Consider the following 19,648-nt stretch of genomic DNA (forward strand, 5'->3'; position numbering starts at 1 on the left):
AGCCCTAACTCAGACGAGCGCAAGGGCCGTCGGCCGATTGAGTTACACGATGGTGACTTTTTTGCCGCCGGGGCGCATGGGAGGTCGGGCAGCCGCGGGACCGTCAGCGAAACGGGGCCGTTGACGAAACGCGCCCCCCGAGGGGGTCGTTTTTCGTCAGCGGCTCCGTTTCGAGGAGGCGGCTCGCGCGGGACGGCGACGCGGGGGGCGCGGGCTCCCCCGCCGCGCCCGTCAGCCGGTGTTCTGGAGGCCGGCGGCCACGCCGGAGACGGTGCACAGGATCAGGTAGATGAACCGCTCCCGCTCCTCCGGCGCGAGCGCCTCGCCCTCGGTCCTCAGCCTCCGCAGCGCGAGCGCCTGCGTCACGGAGAGCACGTTCACGAACGGGAGGCGCATCCGGATGACCGGCCCGAGCACGCGGCGGCGCTGCAGCGGCCACTCGTCGTCCACGATGGCGAGCACCCAGCGGCGCGTGAGCTCCATCTCCTCGAGGACCTTGGCGGCGAGGTCGTCGCGGTCGCCCAGCGAGAGGTACAGCCGCGCGATGCGCTCGTCGACCTTCGAGAGGGACATCTCGACGTTGTCGACGAACGTGGTGAACAGCGGCCACTCCGCGTACGCGCGGCGCAGCAGGTCGAGGTCGCCGACGCGCTCGCAGGCGGTTCCGAGGCCGTACCAGGCGGCGAGGTTGATGCGCGCCTGGCTCCACGAGAAGATCCACGGGATCGTGCGCAGGTCGTCGAGGGACTTGGCGCCCAGCCCGCGCTTCGCCGGGCGGCTTCCGATGGGCATGAGGCCGATCTCGGCGAGCGGCGTGCAGCGCGAGAACCACTCCGCGAATCCCTCGGCGTGCAGCAGGTCGAGGTAGCGCTCGCGCGAGGCGGCGTCGAGGGACGCCGCGAGCCCCGCGTACTTCTCGGTCGTCTCGGTGTTCACCCACTCGATGGAGGGGGCGGACTGCAGCAGCGTGGCGCCCGCGACGGACTCGACGTGGCGGCGCGCCAGCGTGGGGTCGCCGTAGCGCGCGAAGATGACCTCGCCCTGCTCCGTGAGCTTGAAGCAGCAGTTGACCGAGCCCTTGGGCTGCGAGAGCACCGCGCGGTTGGCCGGGCCGCCCCCGCGCCCCACCGCGCCGCCGCGGCCGTGCATGAGCACGAGGTCGATGCTGTTCTGCTCCGCCCAGCGCGCGATCGCGCACTGCGTGGCGTGCAGCACGAGCGTGGCGGAGGTCGGGCCGGCGTCCTTGGACGAGTCGGAGTAGCCGAGCATGACCTCGAGGCGGCGCCCCGTCTGGTCGAGCCTGCGCTGGACCTCGGGCAGCGAGATCATGGCGTCGAGCGTCCCGACCGCGTTCTCGAGGTCCTCGACCTGCTCGAACAGCGGCACCACGTCGAGCACGGGCACGTCCGCCTCGTGGGCGAAGGCGAGGTGCGCCAGGCGGTAGACGTTGGCCACGTCCTCGGCCGACTTGGTGAAGGAGATGATGTAGCGTCGCGCCGCGTCCACGCCGTTGCGCCGCTGGATCTGGGCGATGGCGCGGAACGTGTCGAGCACCTCGCGCGTCATGGGCGCCAGCTCGCCGCGCTCGCCCCAGCGGCCGTGCTCCTCGATGTCCGCGAGCGCGCGGCTGTGCACGAGCGAGTGCTGGCGGAACTCCATCTCGACGAGGTGGAAGCCGAAGGTCTGCGCCTGCCAGATGAGGCGCTGCACCGGCCCGTAGGCCGCGCGCACGGCACCGGAGCGCGCGAGCGAGGACTGCACGACGCGCAGGTCGGCGATGAAGTCCTCCGCGCAGGCGTACATGACGTCCGCGGTGCGCTCGACGGTGGCGCGCAGGCGCTCGGCCATCACGAGCATGGCGGCGCGGTGCAGCTCGCTCGCGGAGATGCCGAGCGCGCGGGCGGTGAGCGCCTCGCTCATCTCCACCTGGTGGTTCCAGAGGTTCACGAGCTGGTCGGAGGGGGGCGTCGACACCGCGTCGAGCGTGAGGTTGCGCCCCACCGTCTGCGTCGCGTCCGCGAGGCGCCCCAGCACGTGGCTGCGGAACTTCTCAGCGACCTGCCGGCTCACGCGCGCGGTGACGTTGGGGTTGCCGTCGCGGTCCGACCCGATCCAGCTGCCGGGGTGGAAGAACGCCGGGCACACGGGCTGGACGGTGCCGGCCTTCTCGCCGAGCTCCCAGTCGTCGAAGCGCCGGTAGACGTCCGGCACCATGTCGAAGAGGGTGTTGTCGAAGATGTCGACGATGGTGTCGGCCTCCTCGACGGGCGTGGGCTTCTTGTGCGCGATGGGAGAGGTGCGGAAGAGCGCGTCGATCTCCTGCAGGAGGCGGCGCTCGTTCTCGGCCAGCGCCGCGCCCGCCAGGCCCGCGCGCTGCTCGAGCAGCCCCGCGATGCGGCGGATCTTGCCCTCGACCGCCTTGCGGCGCGCCTCGGTGGGGTGCGCGGTGAAGACCGGGCGAAACTCCAGCCGCTGCAGCAGCGCGATGGCGCGGCCGCGGCCGCACTCGTCGACGAGCTGGCGGTACGCGACGGTGAGGTCGTTGATCGGGTCCTCGCGCTCGGAGGTGTCCACCGTGCTCTCCCGCGCGCGCAGCGAGCCGACGCGGTAGTTCTCCTCGCAGATGTTGGCGAGGTGGAAATAGGCCACGAAGGCGCGCATCACGAGCGTCGTCGACCGCTCGTCGAGGCCGTCGATGATGCGCTCGAGCTCGGCAAACGCGGCTCGCTCGTCCTCGGTCTCCGCGGCCTCGTCGGCGTTGGCCCGGATCGCGTCGGCGAGAAGGACGTCGAAGGTGGAGCGCAGGCCCGGGTCAAACTCCTCGAGCACCTTGCGCACGAGGCGCAGGAACAGCTCCATGTGCTCCGCGATGCTCTCGGGAACGTTAAGGGCGGGAATAATAGCGGAATCGCTTCCGGAGATGAGGTTCTTCTCGGCCAACGTTGCTCCTCTGACGGTTGGGCGGTCGCTTCTATGACAATACCTTGTGATGGCGCGATCGGCCAAGACCCCACGAGCGAGAAACGCACTATTCACGCACGCGCGCCCGCGCGCCCCGACCCGACGCCGCGGACGGCTACAATCGGGTGCGAGCGAGCGGGTCTGCCGGACCCAGAGAGGAGCGCGAGCGCACATGCCGAACAATCCCCTCGGACGCCTCGTGCGCCGGCGCGAGGCAACCCCCGTCCGAGCCGCGAACCAGACGTCGAGGACCCCGCGCTACGGCGTGGTTACCAAGTCCCGGCGCCGCGCGCGGGCGGAGCGGCCCGCGCGGCAGCCGGGGTTTCTCGCCCGCGTGGTGAACGGCTGGTGGAACCGCCTCATCTCGGCGGTCTTCGGCGGGACGTTCTCCGAGCAGACGGAGCAGTACCTCGCGCACCAGACCAAGCGCGACTACGTGTGCAACACCATCGGGCAGGCGGCGTGGGGCATGCTCTTCCCCGCGCTCACGATGGTCGCCACGTGGCTCGTGGGCGCGGAGCAGGCGGGCCTGTTCTCCATGGCCTTCACCGTGGGGACGCTGCTGCTGTTCCTGGCGAACTACGGCGTGCGCACCTACCAGGTCTCGGACCTCGACGACATGCGCTCGTTCCTCGACTACCAGGTCAACCGCTTCATCACGTGCGCGGCGATGCTCGTGGTGGGGTGGCTGTGGTGCCAGGTGCGCGGCTACGACGCCACCATGTTCGCGATCTGCATGGGCGTGCTGGTGTTTCGCGCCGTCGACGGCCTCGCCGACGTCTACGAGGGGCGCCTCCAGCAGAAGGACAAGCTCTACCTCGCCGGGCTCTCGCAGGCGGCGCGCTGCGTGCTGGGGCTCGTCGCCTTCTCCGTCATACTGTTCCTCACGCGGAGCCTCCCCGCGGCGAGCCTCGCCATGGCGGCGGGCGGCGTGGCGTCGCTCGTGCTGCTCACGGTGCCGCTCGCCTACTTCGAGACCGAGCGGAGCCTGCCGGCGAGCGTCCGCGGCGTGAGGGAGCTCTTCGTCGAGTGCTTCCCGCTCTTCCTGGCGCTCTTCCTCTACAACCTCATCGACTCGGTGCCCAAGTTCGCGATGGAGGGCGCCCTCTCCTACGACAACCAGCTCTACTACAACGCCATGTACTTCCCCGCGCACTCGATCCTCATGATGGCGGGCTTCATCTACAAGCCGCAGCTCGTGCGCCTGGCGCGCATCTGGGACGACCCCGAGAAGCACCGCCGCTTCGACCTTCTGGTCCTCGCGATGGTGGGCGTCATCGCGCTCATCACGGCGGGGATGGCGCTCGTGATGGGAACGGTGGGCATCCCGCTCATGGGGCTCATGTACGGGCTCGACTTCGAGCAGTTCCGGGGGCTCGTCTACGTGATGGTCGCCACCGGCGGCGTCTGCGCGTGCATCGACTTCCTCTACCAGATCGTCACGGTGCTGCGCGCCCAGGGGGAGGTCTCGCGCCTCTACCTCATCGCGTTCGCGTTCTCGGTGCCCGTCTCGCTGCTGCTGGTGAACTTCGCCGGGCTCTCCGGCGCGGTGGTGGGGGCGCTCGTCTCCATGGCGATCCTGCTCACGCTGCTGGTCATGGAGTACGCGGCCATCAGGCGGCGCATGAGCCGCGGCTACTAGCGCGTGCGGGCCCGCTGCCGCGTGCGGGTCCCGTTGCCACGTGCGGGCTGCGGACGGTTTCTGGTTGGATTTCGACCATAACCCGCACGTACCTCGGACTCGTGCGGGTTGCGGTCGGTCTGGGGCAGGATTCCGTCCAGAACCCGCACGTTCTTCAAACACGTGCGGGTTGCGGTCGGTCTGGGGCAGGATTCCGACCAGAACCTGCACGTACTTCAAACACGTGCGGGTTGCGGACGGTTTCTGGTTGGATTTCGACCAGAACCCGCACGTACTCCGGACACGTGCGGGTTGCGGTCGGTCTGGGACCGGATTCCGTCCAGAACCCGCACGTACTCCGAACGCGCGCACCTCAGCGACGGCGACCCCTCGCCGCGCGCTTGCGCACCGAGTAGCCAAACGTCCCCAGGCGCCGACCCAGCTCGAAGTACTCGCCGTGGCTGTAGGCGGTGAGGCCCGCGCGGGCGAGGTCGAGCCTGCCGCGCTCGTCGAGCAGGGACTCCTCCACCTGCACCGCGGTCACGTCGGCGAGGAACATGTGGTGGCTCCCGAGCTCGAGCACGTCGCGCACCCGGCACTCGACGCTCACCGGCGACTGCTCGATCGCGGGCGCCAGCTCGAGGGTCGCGGCGGGCGCGGGGGTGAGGCGGCACTCCTCCCACTTGTCGTAGTCGCGCCCCGAGCGCACCCCGCACCAGTCGCAGGCGCGCTGGAGCCGCGCGGTCACGAGGTTCACGACGAACTCGCCCGACTCGCGGACGATGTGGTAGCTGTGGCGCTCCGGTCGCAGCGAGATCGAGAGCATCGGCGGGTTGGTGCACACCGTCCCGGCCCACGCCACGGTCACGATGTCCTTCTCGCCGGCCTCGTTCGCGCAGCTCACCATAACCGCCGGCAGCGGGTAGAGCATGTTGCCGCCCTGCCAGACCTGCTTTGCCATGTCCGCTCCCCTCACGCCGCGAGCGCCGCGCCGGCGCGCGTGCCCGCCCACACGGCCACGAGGCACGTGGCCACGTTCACCAGCACGTTCGTCGCAGCGGACGCGACCTGTCCCGCCTCGATCAGCTGGAACGTCTCGTTCGAGAAGGTCGAGAAGGTCGAGAGGCCGCCGCAGAGCCCCACCGTGAGGAGGAGGCGCACGGGCTCCGGCAGCGGCGCGACCGAGTTCGCGCCCGTCACCAGGCCGATCACCAGCCCCGCGACCACGTTTGCCACGAGGGTCCCCGCGGGCAGGCCGGGCAGCGCGGACGACAGCGCCGCCCCGATGCCCCAGCGCAGGACGCTGCCCGCAGCGCCTCCCAGGGCCACGGCGAGAAGCTCGGCCACGTCTCCCCCAATCGTCGTCGTGCGATGTCCGCCAACCACTGTACCCGATGAGGCGCGTCAGAAAGGGGGACGCCGGCGCCGCGGCACTCGCGCCGCGACACTCGCGCCGCGGCCCCGCCCCTAGTCGAGCTCCTTCGCGCCGGTCCAGAGCTGCCAGTACTCCCCGCGCTGGGCCAGCAGCTCCTCGTGCGTCCCGCGCTCCACGATCCTCCCGTGCTCGAGCACCATGATCGCGTCGGCGTTGCGCACCGTGCTCAGTCGGTGCGCGATCACGAAGACCGTGCGCCCCGCCATGAGCGCGTCCATGCCGCGCTGGATGAGCGCCTCGGTGCGCGTGTCGATGCTCGACGTCGCCTCGTCCAGGATCAGCACCGGCGGGTCGGCCACCGCGGCGCGCGCGATGGCGAGCAGCTGCCGCTGCCCCTGGGAGAGGTTCGCGCCGTCGGCCACCACGGGCGTGTCGTACCCCCGCGGCAGGCGCCGGATGAAGCCGTCCGCGTTGGCCACGCGCGCCGCCGCGCGGACCTCCTCGTCCGTCGCGTCGAGCTTGCCGAAGCGGATGTTGTCCGCGATGCTGCCCGCGAAGAGGTGCGTGTCCTGCAGCACGATGCCGAGCGAGCGGCGCAGCGACGCCTTCTCTATGTCGCGCACGTCGATGCCGTCGTAGGTGATCACGCCGGAGCGCGTCTCGTAGAAGCGGTTGATGAGGTTGGTGATCGTGGTCTTGCCCGCGCCGGTCGATCCGACGAAGGCGATCTTCTGGCCCGGCTTGGCGTAGAGCGTGAGGTCCTTGAGGACCGTCTGCCCCTCGTCGTAGCCAAAGTCGACGTCGTAGAAGCGCACGTCTCCCTGGAGCGGGACGTGCTCCCCGCAGATCTGCCACGCCCACCCCGCCGCGCCCGCGGCGACGCGCGCGGCCTCCACGTCGCTCGCATGCACCAGGCGCACCTCCCCCTCGTCCACCTCAGGTGCGAGCTCCATCACGGCGAAGATGCGCTCCGCGCCGGCAAGCGCCGTGAGCAGGAAGTTGCCCTGCTGCGTGAACTGGTTGATCGGCGCCACGGCCTGTCGCACAAAGACGAGGTAGCTCGCGAGCGACCCCACGTCCATCGTCCCGCCCAGGGCGAGCAGCGCGCCCGCGATGGTCACGATGGCGTAGTTGACGTAGCCCACGCACACGGTGACGGGCACCATCGTCGAGGCGTAGGCCTGCGCGGAGGTCCCCGCCTCGCGCAGGCGCTCGTTGAGCTCGCGGAAGCGCACGAGGTTGGCCGCCTCGTGGTTGAAGACCTTCACGACCTTCTGGCCCGATATCATCTCCTCCACGTAGCCGTCGAGCCCGCCGAGCTCCGCCTGCTGGCGCGTGAAGTATCTCCGGCTGCGCCCGCCCGAGAAGCGCACATAGAGCGCGATCGCGAGGTCGCAGGCAACGGTGATGAGCGTGAGGCGCCAGTCGAGCACGAAGAGCAGCGTGAGCGTGCCCACAATCTGCACCGCCGCCTGGACGAGGTTGGCAAAGCTGTTGTTGAGCGCCTCGGAGACCGTGTCCACGTCGTTGGTGAAGTAGCTCATCACGTCGCCGTGGCGCGCGCGGTCAAAGAAGGAGAGCGGCAGCCGCTCGATGTGCGCGAAGAGGTCGCGGCGGATGTCGAAGACCACCTTCTGCGCCGCGCGCACCATGGTCTGCGTGTAGCCCGCCGCGCTGGCCACGCCAAGGGCATAGATCAAGGCGGTCGCGGCCACGCCGCGGACGAAGGCCTCGTAGTCGCCCTCCCCCACCGCGTTCACGATGGGCTTGATCATGTACGTGCCGAGCAGGTTGGCGAGCCCGGCCACGGTCACGAGCACCGCCACCACGAGCAGCATCCAGCGGGCGTGGCTCATGTAGGCGAGCAGGCTCCGCAGCGTCGAGAGCAGGTTCTTGGGCCGCGCGGGCGCGGCAGACTGGCGCGAGGGCATCTATGCCACCTCCCCGCTGATCCCAGAGCCAATCTGGGACTCGTATATCTCCTGGTAGATGGGGTCGCTGGCGAGAAGTTCCTCGTGGGTGCCCTGCGCGTGCACCCGCCCCTCGTCCAGCACCACGATCTTGTCGGCGTCCATGACCGAGGCCACGCGCTGCGCGATGACGATCTTCGTCACGTCGGTGAGCGTCGCGAGGTTGGCGCGGATCGCGGCGTCGGTCGCCATGTCGACGGCGCTCGTCGAGTCGTCGAAGATGAGGACGCGCGGGTGCTTGAGCAGGGTCCTCGCGATGCAGAGGCGCTGCTTCTGACCGCCCGAGACGCCCGCGCCGCCCTGGCCGAGGTCGCCGTCGAGCCCGCCGATGCGGTCCAGGAACTCGTCGGCGCACGCGAGCCGGCACGCCTCGAGCATCTGCTCGTCGGTCGCGCCCGCGTCGCCCCAGGCGAGGTTCTCGCGCACCGTGCCCGAGAAGAGCACGTTCTTCTGCAGGACCACCCCCACGGCGTCGCGCAGGGCGGCGAGGTCGTAGTCGCGCACGTCGTGCCCGCCCACGGAGACGCTGCCCGAGCTCGCGTCGTACAGTCGCGCCACGAGCTGCACGAGCGTGGTCTTGCCCGAGCCCGTCCCGCCGAGCACCCCCACCGTCGAGCCCGGCTCGAGGCGCAGGCACACGTCCTCCAGCACGTTCCTCTCCGCGTCCTGCGCGTACTTGAAGCTCACGTGGTCGAAGACCACCGAGCCGTCCGGGACCTCGCGCACCGCCCCCTCGGGCGAGAGGATCGTGGGACGCTCGTCGAGGACCTCGCTCACGCGCTCCACGCTCGTGACGGCGCGGGCGAGCAGCAGGAAGACGTTGGAGATCATCATGAGCGAGTTCACGATCTGCAGCACGTAGCTCATGAAGCCGGTGAAGGTGCCCACGGTGAGCGACCCCGCCATGATCATCTGCCCGCCGAACCAGAGGATCCCCACGCAGGTGACGTACATCGTCGCCTGGAAGATCGGCACGTTGAGCACGGCGGTGCGGAAGGTGCGCGCCCCCGTGGAGGCGAGCAGGCCGTTGACGCGCGCGAAGCGGTCGGCGACGTGCCCCTCGCGAACGTACGCCTTGATCACGCGGATGGCGGCGAGGTCCTCCTGGAGCGCGTCGTTGAGCTGGTCCATCACGCCCTGGAGGACGCGGTAGAGCGGGCCGACGCGCCTCACCACGGAGAACGTGGCGACGGCGAGCACCGGCAGGACCACGAAGAAGACCACCGCGAGCTCGGCGGACATGAAGGCGGCGCAGACGAGGCCCATCACCAGGATGACGGGTCCGCGCACGAGGGGTCGCGTGCCCGAGACGAGCGCGTTCTGGATCACGGTGACGTCGGTGGTGAGGCGCGTGACGAGCGAGGAGCTCTCGAAGTCGTCGAGGTTCGCGAACGAGAACCCCTGCAGGTGCGCGTACTCGGCGTCGCGCAGGTTGGCGCCGAGCCCCATGGCGGCGCGGGCCGAGAAGCGCGCGTAGAGAAGCCCGAGCCCCAGCGAGACGAGCGCGCACGCGAGCATCAGGGCGCCGCCGGTGACCACCGTCTCCAGGCTCGACGCCATGATGCCCTCGTCGACGACCCATGCCATGAGCACCGGAATCACGATCTCGAGCGAGGTCTCCAGGGCCACGCAGGCCACGGCGAGCAAAAAGTCGCGGCGGTAGCCGCCCAGGTGGCGGGCGATGAGGCGCACGCCGTCCATCAGCGCTCGCCCCCCTCCGCGCGCTCGCGCGCCGCGGCGGAGCGCAGGTTCGCGCGGGCTCGCTCGAGATAGCCCATGAAGGCCTCGCGCTCCTCGGGCGCAAAGCCGGCGAGCATGGCCTCCCGCTCCTCGTCGCACACGAGCTCCCACGCCCGCGCAGTCTCCAAGCCGCGCCCCGTGACGGTCACGGACTTGGAGCGCCTGTCGCGACCCGGCGCGCAGGCCACGAGGCCGGCGCGCTCGAGCGCGTCGAGCGACCGGGAGACCGCCGCCGGGTCGAGCTCGAAGAAGTCGGCTATCTCGCGCTGCGACACGGGCCCGTGCGCCGCCACGAACACGAGGATCTTGGGCTGGCCCTGGCCGATGCCCAGCTCCGCCGCGCGCGGGCGGAGGTAGCCGCACTGCGCGGCGTAGGCGCGCATGAGGCGCATGTGCGGGTCGCTCAGCGCGCGGCCGACGGCGCCCTCGTCCTTCTCTGTCATGAAAACTCCTTGATGCATCAACTGTTGTCAGGGCAAGAATACACCGAGCCGTTGACGTGTCAAGCGGTACGCGCCAAGAGCGGACCCGCCCCGCCGCCGCAGCCCTCCCTGCACAACCCGTAGGAGCAAAACGACACTTTGAACCAAAAAAGTGTCGCCAAGCTCCTACAGACCCGCAACGTAGGAGCAAAACGACACTTTGGCCCGAAAATGTGTCGCCAAGCTCCTACGTTAGGGCGCGGCGAGAAGAACGGACCCGCCCCCGCGACGGTGCGGGGACGGGCCCGGACATGGACGTTCTTCTCGCCGGCGCGCGCTAGAGCAGGCGCAGGCCGACCTCCTTGAGCTGCGCGCCCGAGACCTCGCTCGGGGCGTTGGACATGAGGTCGGAGCCGCTTGACGTCTTGGGGAACGCCATGACGTCGCGGATGGAGTCCTCACCGGCGAGCAGCATGCACACGCGGTCGAGGCCGAGCGCGAAGCCGCCCATCGGGGGCGCGCCGTACTCGAGCGCGTCCATGAGGAAGCCGAACTGCTCGCGGGCGCGCTCCTCGGAGAAGCCCATGAGCTCGAGCATGTCCATCTGCATCTGGGCGTTGTGGATTCGCATGCCGCCGCCGCCCGCCTCGCAGCCGTCCATGACGAAGTCGTAGGTGGCGGACCCGATCGAGAGCGGGTCGGCCTTGATCTTCTCGACGTCGAGCTCGGTGGGCAGGGTGAACGGCTGGTGCTCGGCCTCGTAGCGCTTGGCCTCGTCATCCCAGTGGAAGAGCGGGAAGTTCACGACCCAGAGGAAGTCGTGGCCCTCGCGCGGGACGTTCAGGGCGCTCGCCATGTGCAGGCGCATGCCGCCCAGGATCTCGTCGGCCCCCTTGCGGTCGGCGACGGCAAACATCACGAGGTCGCCCAGCTCGACGCCCATCTCCTCGCGCAGCGCCGCCATCTCCTCGTCGCTGAAGAACTTGACGATGGGGCTGTTGACGGAGCCGTCCTCGCGGAAGGCGATCCAGGCGAGGCCCTTGGCGCCGAACTCTGCGGCGACGTTCGCCAGCTTGTCGATCTGCGCGCGCGGCCAGGCGCCGGCGCCCTTGGCGTTGATGGCCTTCACGTACTGGCCCTCGGTGGCCGCCGCGCTCGCGAAGAGCTTGAACTTGGAGGCCGAGAAGATCTCGGTCACGTCGTGGAGCTCCATGCCGATGCGGGTGTCGGGCTTGTCGGAGCCGTAGGTGTCCATGGCGTCCCAGTAGTCCAGGCGACGCAGCGGGCGGGGCATCTCGACGCCCATGCGACCGAAGGCGTCGGCGAGCACGTCCTCGAGCTCGGACATGACGTCGTCCTGCTCCACGAAGCTCATCTCGATGTCCACCTGCGTGAACTCGGGCTGGCGGTCGGCGCGCAGGTCCTCGTCGCGGAAGCACTTGGCGACCTGGTAGTAGCGCTCGACGCCGCCCACCATGAGCAGCTGCTTGAGCAGCTGCGGGGACTGCGGCAGCGCGTAGAAGTGGCCGGGCTGGGTGCGGCTCGGCACGAGGAAGTCGCGCGCACCCTCCGGGGTGGACTTGAAGAGGGCCGGGGTCTCGACCTCCATGAAGTCGCGGCCGTGCAGCGCCTCGCGCAGGGCGAAGGTGAAGTCGGAGCGGAGCTTCAGGTTGGCCATCATGCACGGGCGGCGCAGGTCGAGGTAGCGGTAGCGCAGGCGGACGTCCTCGGCGGTGTCCACGTGGTCCTCGATCTGGAAGGGCGGCGTCTTGGAGGAGTTGAGGACGTCGATGTGGTCGATGAGGACCTCGATCTCGCCGGTGGCGAGCTTGGGGTTCTCCATGCCCTCGGGGCGCTCCCGCACGACGCCGGTGACCTTGATGGGCCACTCGGAGCGGATGGTCTCGGCCGCGTGGAAGGCGTCGCCGCCGGAGTGCTCCGGGTCAAAGGAGACCTGCGTCACGCCGTCGCGGTCGCGCAGGTCGACGAAGATCAGGCCGCCGTGGTCGCGGCGGTGCCAGACCCAGCCGGTCAGCGTGACCGTCTGGCCGATGTGGTCGCGGCGCAGCTCGCCGCAGGTGTGGGTGTGCATGGTGTGGTTGTCCATGGGCAACGTGCCTTTCTTCCCTGCCGCCCCGTGTCGTACGGGCGGCGACTGACGGAGAGCGGCGACGTGGCGTAGACAGCGCAGCGTCGCGCGCGTGGCGATTGTACTACGGGGACGTGCGCGGCGCGCGTGCGGAAAGCATTCGGAAACCTCGGGGGTGGTGGGGCAAGAGGGACGGAGGCTGTCGCGTATACACATCTGACGCTGCCGAGGGGGCGGGGGGCCGCGGCCAAGACCCGTCGGCGCCCTCCCATGCATCTGGCAGCCCAGCTCTGCCATTTTTCCCAAAATTGGCAGCCCAACTCTGCCAATTTCAGATACTGCCGAGTCAAGAAGGACGATGCACCAGGGGCCGTGCCCCCGCCAATGCGCCGAGCGCCTACCTTTGCGACGATTCGTCAGTAGAACTTGTGCTAATCCGTCAGTAAAAAGCGCGCTAATTCATCAGTGGAGTCTGTGTTAAACTATCAATAGAAACTGCGCAAATCAGTCAGTGCGACTTGGGAGGATGCGATGATCGACCGAGAAATGCACTCTAAACTGCACGAACTTGCCGGTAAATATCCCATCCTCTCCGTCACCGGACCGCGCCAGGGAGGCAAGACCACGCTCGTGCGCAGCGCGTTTGCGGACTACGAGTACCTCTCCATGGAGGACCCGGACGTCCGCAGCGAGTTTGAGGACGACCCCCGGCTCTTCCTCTCCCGGCACGCCTCCCACATCATCTTCGACGAAGCACAGCGCACGCCCGAACTCTTCTCGTACCTCCAGGGCATCGTCGACGAGACGCGCCAGCCCGGACAGTTCGTCATCACGGGATCACAGAACTTCCTGCTCATGAAGTCAATCGGCCAGTCGCTCGCCGGGCGGGTGGCCCTCTTCACGCTGCTCCCCCTCTCCCACCACGAGCTCTCGGAGGCCGGCCAGGAGCCGGAGGGCCTGTTCGACTGGCTGTACCAAGGCGGCTACCCCCGACTCGTCGCGGACGGAATCGACCCGCTCGACTTTTTCCCCGACTATGTGAGCACCTACCTTGAGCGCGACGTTCGGGCGGAGCTCGGCGTTCGCAACCTCTCCGCCTTCCAGACGTTTCTGAAGCTCTGCGCCCTCAGGGTAGGTCAGCTCCTCAACGTCTCCTCGCTTGCGTCAGATTGCGGCATCTCGCCCAACACGGCAAAGGAGTGGCTGTCAATCCTGGAGGCAAGCCATCTGGTGTTCCTCCTGCGCCCTCACTGTGCCAGCCCAACCAAGAGACTCGTAAAGTCCCCGAAGCTGTACTTCTGTGACACGGGCCTCGCCGCCCACCTCATGGGCATCTCCAGCAGCGAGGAGCTGTCCGGAAGCCCCCTCAAGGGCCCCCTCTTCGAGTGCGCCGTCATCTCCGAACTCAAGAAGCGCGGCTACGCGCGCAAGCGAGACCCCCAGCTCACCTTCTGGCGCGACGGCCGCAAACGAGAGATCGACGTCCTCGTGGAGCGGGGCACGAGCGTCGTGCGAGCCGTGGAGTGCAAGTCCTCCACCACGTACCAGTCGCGCTACTTCGACGTCCTCAACAAGATTGCGCGGGACGAGCTCTCCCTGGACGTCCGGCAGCAGGCCGTCGTGTACGGTGGGGAGGCCGAGGCGCACACGCCCCGGGGCGACATGGTGCCCTACACCCGCATCGGGACGCTCCTCGGGCTTGACGGCTGACTCGATCGCGTGGCAGAGCGCCCGGCGAGAAATACAACGCTACGCGGCGGCGCCGTTCAGCAGCCACTTCCACGCCGGCACCTGGACGATGCGCCCTCCGTCCTTCTCGAGCACCGCATCGGGACCCCTGCCCACAATGAGCGTGGCCTCCTCGCGGCGGCTCTCCGCGAGGGCCTCCCAGAGCGCGCGGACCTCGCGCTCGTACGTACCACCCTGGTCGACGTTAGCGCACACCTGGTAAAGGTCGTAGAGCTCACCCGAGAGCGCGTCGCCAACGACAAAGTCGACCTCGTAGCCATGTCCCTTTGTGCGCAGAGACGAGATCGCCTCACGGCGCATCCCCGGCATTCGCCTGCGAAGCTCGAGGTACACGATGTCCTCGAGCCTCTGACCCTCGTCGACCGCGTGAGCCGTCCCACCCGCAAGGGCAAGTCCCGGGTCGATCGCGTAGAGCTTGGGCTGGCTCGTAGTCGACTCGGAAAGCGAGAAGGAGAGCTCGCGAACGGTAAAGACGAGATATGCCTCCTGATAGTACGCAAGGAGGTCCCCGAGCGTCTCCTTGGTGGTAGACAGCCCCGCTGCCTTGAGGTCGCTGGTGGCCCTGCGCAGGGACAGCTGCCGTGCGTTGAGCCCAAGGAGGCGCTGCGCGAAGAGCGCGGCCACCCGTGGCTGCCTCACGTTATGGCGCTCGATGACGTCGCGGGCCACGACACGCTGGACGTAGGACTGCAGCAGGGCGACCGACTGGGTCGCCGGCAGGTCGAGCGTCGCCGGAAAGCCGCCGTCCTGGAGGTACGTCCGGAACGCCCCCTCAAGCAGCATCGTCTCCTCAGTGGAGCGCGCGACGGCATCGACCCCCGGAATGCCCTTCGCAAGGACATATTCTCTAAACGAGAAGGGCAGGAGCTCGAAGTCGAGGGCACGACCGCGAAACTCCGTCGCGATCTCCGTCGAGAGCATCTTTGACGAGGATCCACTCACGTAGATGGTTGCCCTTCGGGTCGCGACGATGCGCCTGAGCCACGCACCCCAGTCAGACATCTCCTGGAGCTCGTCAAAGAAGAGATAGGCGCCCTCCGAGAGCGCCGACGGGTTGATGGCGTAGAAGGCCTCGAGCACCGTGTCCCCCGTCGCAGGGGTGATGGGCTTGAGACGGTCATCGTCGAAGTCGAAGTAGCAGATGCGCTCCGAGGGCACGCCGGATGAGAGCAGGCGGTCCATCTCCTGGAACAGCCGATAGGACTTTCCGCTGCGCCGCATTCCAATGACGACCTTGACCAGGTTGCCGGCACGAGGCACCAACGGTTCCCCAAGGTCGAGCTCGCGGGGGATTATGGGCCTGTACGCGTCGAGCGAGAAGTCCCGGAGCGTGGCAGCGATGATCTCGTTCATGGAGGACCTCCATATTGGCAGTCTTACTCTGCCAATATTATCAAAATTGGCAGAGTAAGACTGCCAATTTTGAATCCATCAGTATGCGGTCCCACACCGCCGAGGAGTCAAACCCAAGCGACACTGACTGAGCTGCGGTATAGCTCTGGCGAGACGAGCGCGAGGAATCTCGATTCGTATTCCTGAATGAAGCTCTAGAGCCTAAACGCCCTATAAGTGTCAACTAGAAAGCGCCGCTTCGGGTCGATTGAGTAGCTCCTCACCCACTCCAGGTCACTTGACCACCGCTCGACCGCCCTTTTTCGATCAGAGCGCTTTCGCGCGTTTGATATATCAAACTCTAAATATCTCTCAATCTGCATCTTGCTGACAACCCCACGATCCATGAGACTTGCCAGAATGAGCCTACGCTGACCCATCTTGAGGTCGTCCGTCCTGCTCACGGTGTAGCCATACCGCTTGAGCACAGACTCTTCCGCCAGCGAGCTGAATCTTCCTTCCTGCGCGCCCCCAGTCCGGGGGAACTTGTACCTGCCCAACAGTGGACCGTGAGCTTCGCGACGGGCCGCGAACGCCTTCGCGCTGACGAAGTACTTCTTGCATCTCTGACAATAGTCGACCGGCAGACGCACGGGCTTCCCGCCCAACGAGACCAAGACGCCAGTTACCCGTTCGACGGGATGCCCCCTCCTGCGACAAGCGTCGGCGGCTTCGCTTACGATTAGCATGTACCTGTTGTCATCAAACACAACGGGATCGGGCGAGATTCGCCTTATCGAAGTGGCGGCAGTATCAGACTGAGCCCTTCGGGCGGCAGCGCAACCGTCCTCTCCAACCAGAGGCTGCTTGCGAATGTACACAGCCATGGCTTACCTCCAGACATAGCAGCGAACCCAGCAAGTGTCTTAGCCCAGAACCAAAGCCCTTGCTCGACGGAAGCGACTCCACCGCAAGCCTCCGGACGCTACCCGTCAAAGCGATAGTCGCTGATATGCAAGGTGTTGCAGTTCTCGGACACCGCACGCTGCGTGGGTACGGGAATGCCGGACTCGGCTCGTGAGCGCACCTCAAGCGTAAGCTCCACCTCGGCACCGTCGACCTGCTCAAGCTGGGACACGATCTCTTCCACGATAGTGCGCACGTTGAGAATCACGCGCGTGTTGTCCAGCTTGGTGCTCATGGTGAACGAGGTGGGCATGTTCCGGGCAGGGACACCTCCCGCGCTCGTCGCGTCCCCACCATGCCCGGCACCACCGGAGCCGCCTCCCGCGGTGCCTGGCCCACCGCCCAGCGGGCCCCCGGGCGAATCGGGCACCTCAGCACCCTCGCCTCCGCCCCAGGGCTTTCCGCCGGCCGCACCTTTCCCAGCCTCACGTTCGATTTGCTCCTCCGCAACGGCAGGCTTCACGAGGAAGTCGCTCTGGTTCACCTGTGCTCGAGCCTCGCCAAACGAAAGGTTGAGATAGCGGTCCTCACCAACGCCGTCCGCGATGCCAAAGTACTCGCGCGGGCCCAGGCCCTGCAGAATCGCCGACTCGAGCACGCTGTAGCCAGCAAGGCGCGGCAGGTAGCAATACGTGCACAGGTACTCCCAAAGCTGCTTGATCTGAATGTCGCGCCTGTCCTTCCACAGCACCTTGTCAAGTTCCATGCGAAGAAGCGCCGGAGCCCACTGCGTGATTGCGGCCTCGTTGGACACGAGCTTGCTCGCGGCCTTGTGCACGACGTCCTCGCCGCCGCCAGCGATGCGATCAGTCTCCCAAACAATATCCATCGAACCGGAGATCAGGTCGACACGCGGCGCCATGAGCCAGCTATACGCCTCTTGGATGCGCGTCGAAAGCGTCTGGTCGGCACGGCGCACACCCTGCTCCGTCTCACGCTGCTGTGCCATGTCCAAGTTCAGCTGCTCGCGATCATCGGAGATGCTCCGCCACGCCAGGTATGTGCGCGCCGCCTGCTCGAGCGCCCCGGCGGAACCCCCGTCGCACGCCACGAACGTCAGCATGTTCTTGAAGCGTCGGGGCGTCGTCCCCCGCATGGAGAGAAGCTCGTCTGCCAGCTTGATGGCAGCGGAGTCCTCCGACCCACCACGATGCGGTGCGCTCGGCGGGAGCACCACCAAACGAAGCGTCATCTCATCTGGCACGTCCAACGTGTTCGTAGGACACACGTGCAGGCCCGAGAAGGGCGCGGTCTTCCGCAGACCCTTCAGCCTCTGCTCAATCTCATACAGCGCATCGGCACGGTTCAGCTGCTGGGCACGGTCCTCCATCACCTTGCGCAGGGTCGGACGCGTGTCGTACCAGTACCGGTTGCTGCTCCCATCGCTGTAGAGGAAGGACGATGACGCCTGAAGCGTGCTGAGCGCGTCGTTGAAGACGGCGATGTTCTCCCCTGGCTGCACGACGCCCAGACGGATGTGGGTTCGCTCGATGCCGCGCGCGTTCTGGCCGCTCACGTCGGGAGCCGATCCCAGCATGATGGTGCGAGAAACGCGACGCGAGGCCAGAACGCGCCCGTACCGCGAGTTCGCCTGGTCGTTCTTGTACGGCACCGAGCTCTTGCCGTCAATCTCTGAGTCAACCACGCCGTTCCAGTTCTCGTCCAGATAGCGCGTCAGCTCGTCACGCACGTTGGGCACGTCGAGCGGAAGCGACCCCGGCATGATCATCGGGCTCTCGTCGTGCGACATCCAAAGCTCGTGGATGACGGCGGCCATGAGGCGCAGGACGCCGCGCGTGCGCTGGAAGGTCTCGAGGGTCGCCCAGTCCTCGTAGAGGCGGTCGAACACCTCCGGATGGATGGGATAGCAGCTCACCATGCGGTCACGGTACTCCAGCTCCCGCGCGTCAACGGGAAAGTCCACAGAGTTTGCGGCATACATTTTAGAGAAGGCGTTGCACACGGCGTCCCGCGCGGCAACGTCCTTGCAGTCCAGGAACAGCCTACGGCGCACCACCTCAAAGCCCTCGCTCGCGCTCACGGGCTTCCAGATAGACTCCATACGCCCGAAGGTATGCTCGATGGCCTCCAGGGCGCGCTGGCCGCTCTCGCCCCCAATCTCGCGGTCGCTCTCGGGGATGGACGCTACCACGATGCTCCTCTTGCTCGCGCGGGCTGCCTCGGTAAGCTCCTGGACGAACGTAATGAAGTTATCGAAGGTGCCGGCAGGCAGCTTTTCTACCCCGAAGAGCTTTTTTGCGTAAGCCACGAGCTCATCCACGAGCACGAGCGCGCACCCACAAGCGTCGAACATCTCCGCAAGTGCCTCGGAACCGGGAGAAACCCCGCGCCGGTCAGCCTCGCGCACGTATTCGTAGAGCTCCGGCTTGCCCGAAGATTTGGAGAGCTGATAGGCAATCTCGCCCCAAATGGTATTCACCGTGATACCCGACATGTCGGCCGGACGCTTTGCCTTCGCGGGGTTGAGCGCCGTGCCCACGATAACGGCAACGTGCACCTCGGGCACCTCGGAGAGACCTGCCGCATCGAGCACGGGGGCAACGTTGGGAATCTGATTCAGGAGCGTGCGGCTACGCAGCATGTGGTAGAGCGCCAACATGCTGTGGGTCTTACCTCCACCGAACGCGGTCTTGAGCTGAATGACCGGCTCGCCATCGAGACCAGCCACACGCCGAAGGGCCTGAACGAGCAGCCCCTTCATGCCCTCGGTCACATACGTGCGCCCGAAGAACTCGACCGGATCACGATACTCAAGGGACCCCTCGTTGCGCGCCACCTGCGCAAGATCGGCGGCGAATTCCGCATTGCGGTAGCGTCCCTCGGCCACATCCTGATGCGGCTCCATGACGTCTCGCCAGCTGGGAAGCCCCGTCACCGACACGGTCTCGGGAACTTTCCTCGACCTGGCCGCAGGCGTCTGAGCGTTGCTCGTGGCTGCCACCGACCCCTGCTCGCTCCCGTAACGAGCCTGACGCAGGAGCGCGTTGATGTGTGCCTCCGCCTCGGTATTGATCTGGCCACAGAGACGGCTCATCGTATCGAGAGCACGCCACGTGTCGCTGTCACTGATGCCGTCAATGCCCGGATGCGCCCACTTGTTGCGGGTACCCTTGAGCTCGATAGCCCAGTTCTTGCAGTCGCGCGGCAAGACCTTTCGGAAGACCTCGTTCCAGTTAATCTCTATGAGGAGCAGTGCCTTGGCCATATCAAGCGATGCAGCCAGTTCCTTGAGCTGGCCGCTCTCTGGCAAGTCACGGCGCTGATCCTCATATAGCTTTCCGTACACGCCAAGTTGCCACCAGTCCTGGCCAAACGCCTTCACAAGCTCCTGCACTTCAAAGGGCACGATCGCCTTGAGCAGAGCGTCAAATCCCTTAGTGATGAGCGTGTGGTTATCCATCG

General features: G+C 67.1%; 12 protein-coding genes. 2 read left to right on the forward strand and 10 right to left on the reverse strand.

What is annotated here, in order from left to right:
• Positions 1 to 231: 231 nt before the first annotated feature.
• Entirely contained in the window at positions 232 to 2,940 is a 2,709-nt protein-coding gene (locus BQ7106_RS04300) for a phosphoenolpyruvate carboxylase (protein ID WP_240307425.1), read from the reverse strand.
• A gap of 193 nt (positions 2,941 to 3,133) precedes the next feature.
• Between BQ7106_RS04300 and BQ7106_RS04305 the strand changes: the two genes are divergently transcribed.
• Positions 3,134 to 4,603: a lipopolysaccharide biosynthesis protein gene (locus BQ7106_RS04305; protein ID WP_072371756.1), complete on the forward strand. Its 1,470-nt coding sequence runs from the start codon at positions 3,134 to 3,136 to the stop codon at positions 4,601 to 4,603.
• Positions 4,604 to 4,955: 352 nt separating this feature from the next.
• On the opposite strand, the gene BQ7106_RS04310 is transcribed toward BQ7106_RS04305, so the two are convergent.
• The 6 genes from BQ7106_RS04310 to aspS form a co-directional block, all read right to left on the reverse strand.
• On the reverse strand, positions 4,956 to 5,543 hold the full coding sequence (locus BQ7106_RS04310; RefSeq protein WP_072371760.1) for a flavin reductase family protein: 588 nt from the start codon (positions 5,541 to 5,543) through the stop codon (positions 4,956 to 4,958).
• A gap of 11 nt (positions 5,544 to 5,554) precedes the next feature.
• On the reverse strand, positions 5,555 to 5,929 hold the full coding sequence (gene crcB / locus BQ7106_RS04315; RefSeq protein WP_072371763.1) for a fluoride efflux transporter CrcB: 375 nt from the start codon (positions 5,927 to 5,929) through the stop codon (positions 5,555 to 5,557).
• Between the two features lie 120 nt (positions 5,930 to 6,049).
• Positions 6,050 to 7,888, reverse strand: coding sequence for an ABC transporter ATP-binding protein (locus tag BQ7106_RS04320; protein ID WP_072371766.1), 1,839 nt, complete (start codon positions 7,886 to 7,888; stop codon positions 6,050 to 6,052).
• The gene (locus BQ7106_RS04325) at positions 7,889 to 9,628 is read right to left on the reverse strand and encodes an ABC transporter ATP-binding protein (RefSeq protein ID WP_072371769.1); all 1,740 of its coding nucleotides are present in this window, start codon (positions 9,626 to 9,628) and stop codon (positions 7,889 to 7,891) included.
• Positions 9,628 to 10,110: a MarR family winged helix-turn-helix transcriptional regulator gene (locus tag BQ7106_RS04330; RefSeq protein WP_129583787.1), complete on the reverse strand. Its 483-nt coding sequence runs from the start codon at positions 10,108 to 10,110 to the stop codon at positions 9,628 to 9,630. The genes BQ7106_RS04325 and BQ7106_RS04330 overlap by 1 nt, the downstream gene beginning before the upstream one ends.
• 316 nt (positions 10,111 to 10,426) lie before the next feature.
• On the reverse strand, positions 10,427 to 12,196 hold the full coding sequence (gene aspS, locus BQ7106_RS04335; protein ID WP_072371772.1) for an aspartate--tRNA ligase: 1,770 nt from the start codon (positions 12,194 to 12,196) through the stop codon (positions 10,427 to 10,429).
• Between the two features lie 513 nt (positions 12,197 to 12,709).
• On the opposite strand from aspS, the gene BQ7106_RS04340 reads away from it, so the two are divergent.
• A complete protein-coding gene (locus BQ7106_RS04340) occupies positions 12,710 to 13,888 on the forward strand; it encodes an ATP-binding protein (RefSeq protein WP_072371775.1) in 1,179 nt (392 codons plus the stop codon).
• A 39-nt stretch (positions 13,889 to 13,927) separates the two neighbouring features.
• On the opposite strand, the gene BQ7106_RS04345 is transcribed toward BQ7106_RS04340, so the two are convergent.
• The 3 genes from BQ7106_RS04345 to BQ7106_RS04355 all read right to left on the reverse strand — a co-directional run bounded on the left by BQ7106_RS04345 (position 13,928) and on the right by BQ7106_RS04355 (position 19,646).
• Positions 13,928 to 15,280: an ATP-binding protein gene (locus tag BQ7106_RS04345; protein ID WP_072371778.1), complete on the reverse strand. Its 1,353-nt coding sequence runs from the start codon at positions 15,278 to 15,280 to the stop codon at positions 13,928 to 13,930.
• A gap of 194 nt (positions 15,281 to 15,474) precedes the next feature.
• Positions 15,475 to 16,146, reverse strand: coding sequence for a hypothetical protein (locus BQ7106_RS04350; RefSeq protein ID WP_129583788.1), 672 nt, complete (start codon positions 16,144 to 16,146; stop codon positions 15,475 to 15,477).
• Positions 16,147 to 16,244: 98 nt separating this feature from the next.
• Positions 16,245 to 19,646 carry a DUF499 domain-containing protein gene (locus tag BQ7106_RS04355; RefSeq protein ID WP_072371784.1) on the reverse strand — a complete coding sequence of 1,134 codons (3,402 nt, stop codon included), beginning with the start codon at positions 19,644 to 19,646 and terminating at the stop codon, positions 16,245 to 16,247.
• Between the last annotated feature and the right edge of the window lie 2 nt (positions 19,647 to 19,648).

Source organism: Thermophilibacter mediterraneus (genome assembly GCF_900119385.1).
Lineage (GTDB): Bacteria > Actinomycetota > Coriobacteriia > Coriobacteriales > Atopobiaceae > Thermophilibacter > Thermophilibacter mediterraneus.

Coding starts and splice junctions, on each gene's coding strand:
- BQ7106_RS04305 (WP_072371756.1), top strand. CDS start 3,134: ATGCCGAACAATCCCCTCGGACGCCTCGTGCGCCGGCGCGAGGCAACC.
- BQ7106_RS04310 (WP_072371760.1), bottom strand. CDS start 5,543: ATGGCAAAGCAGGTCTGGCAGGGCGGCAACATGCTCTACCCGCTGCCG.
- BQ7106_RS04320 (WP_072371766.1), bottom strand. CDS start 7,888: ATGCCCTCGCGCCAGTCTGCCGCGCCCGCGCGGCCCAAGAACCTGCTC.
- BQ7106_RS04325 (WP_072371769.1), bottom strand. CDS start 9,628: ATGGACGGCGTGCGCCTCATCGCCCGCCACCTGGGCGGCTACCGCCGC.
- BQ7106_RS04330 (WP_129583787.1), bottom strand. CDS start 10,110: ATGACAGAGAAGGACGAGGGCGCCGTCGGCCGCGCGCTGAGCGACCCG.
- aspS (WP_072371772.1), bottom strand. CDS start 12,196: ATGGACAACCACACCATGCACACCCACACCTGCGGCGAGCTGCGCCGC.
- BQ7106_RS04340 (WP_072371775.1), top strand. CDS start 12,710: ATGATCGACCGAGAAATGCACTCTAAACTGCACGAACTTGCCGGTAAA.
- BQ7106_RS04345 (WP_072371778.1), bottom strand. CDS start 15,280: ATGAACGAGATCATCGCTGCCACGCTCCGGGACTTCTCGCTCGACGCG.
- BQ7106_RS04350 (WP_129583788.1), bottom strand. CDS start 16,146: ATGGCTGTGTACATTCGCAAGCAGCCTCTGGTTGGAGAGGACGGTTGC.
- BQ7106_RS04355 (WP_072371784.1), bottom strand. CDS start 19,646: ATGGATAACCACACGCTCATCACTAAGGGATTTGACGCTCTGCTCAAG.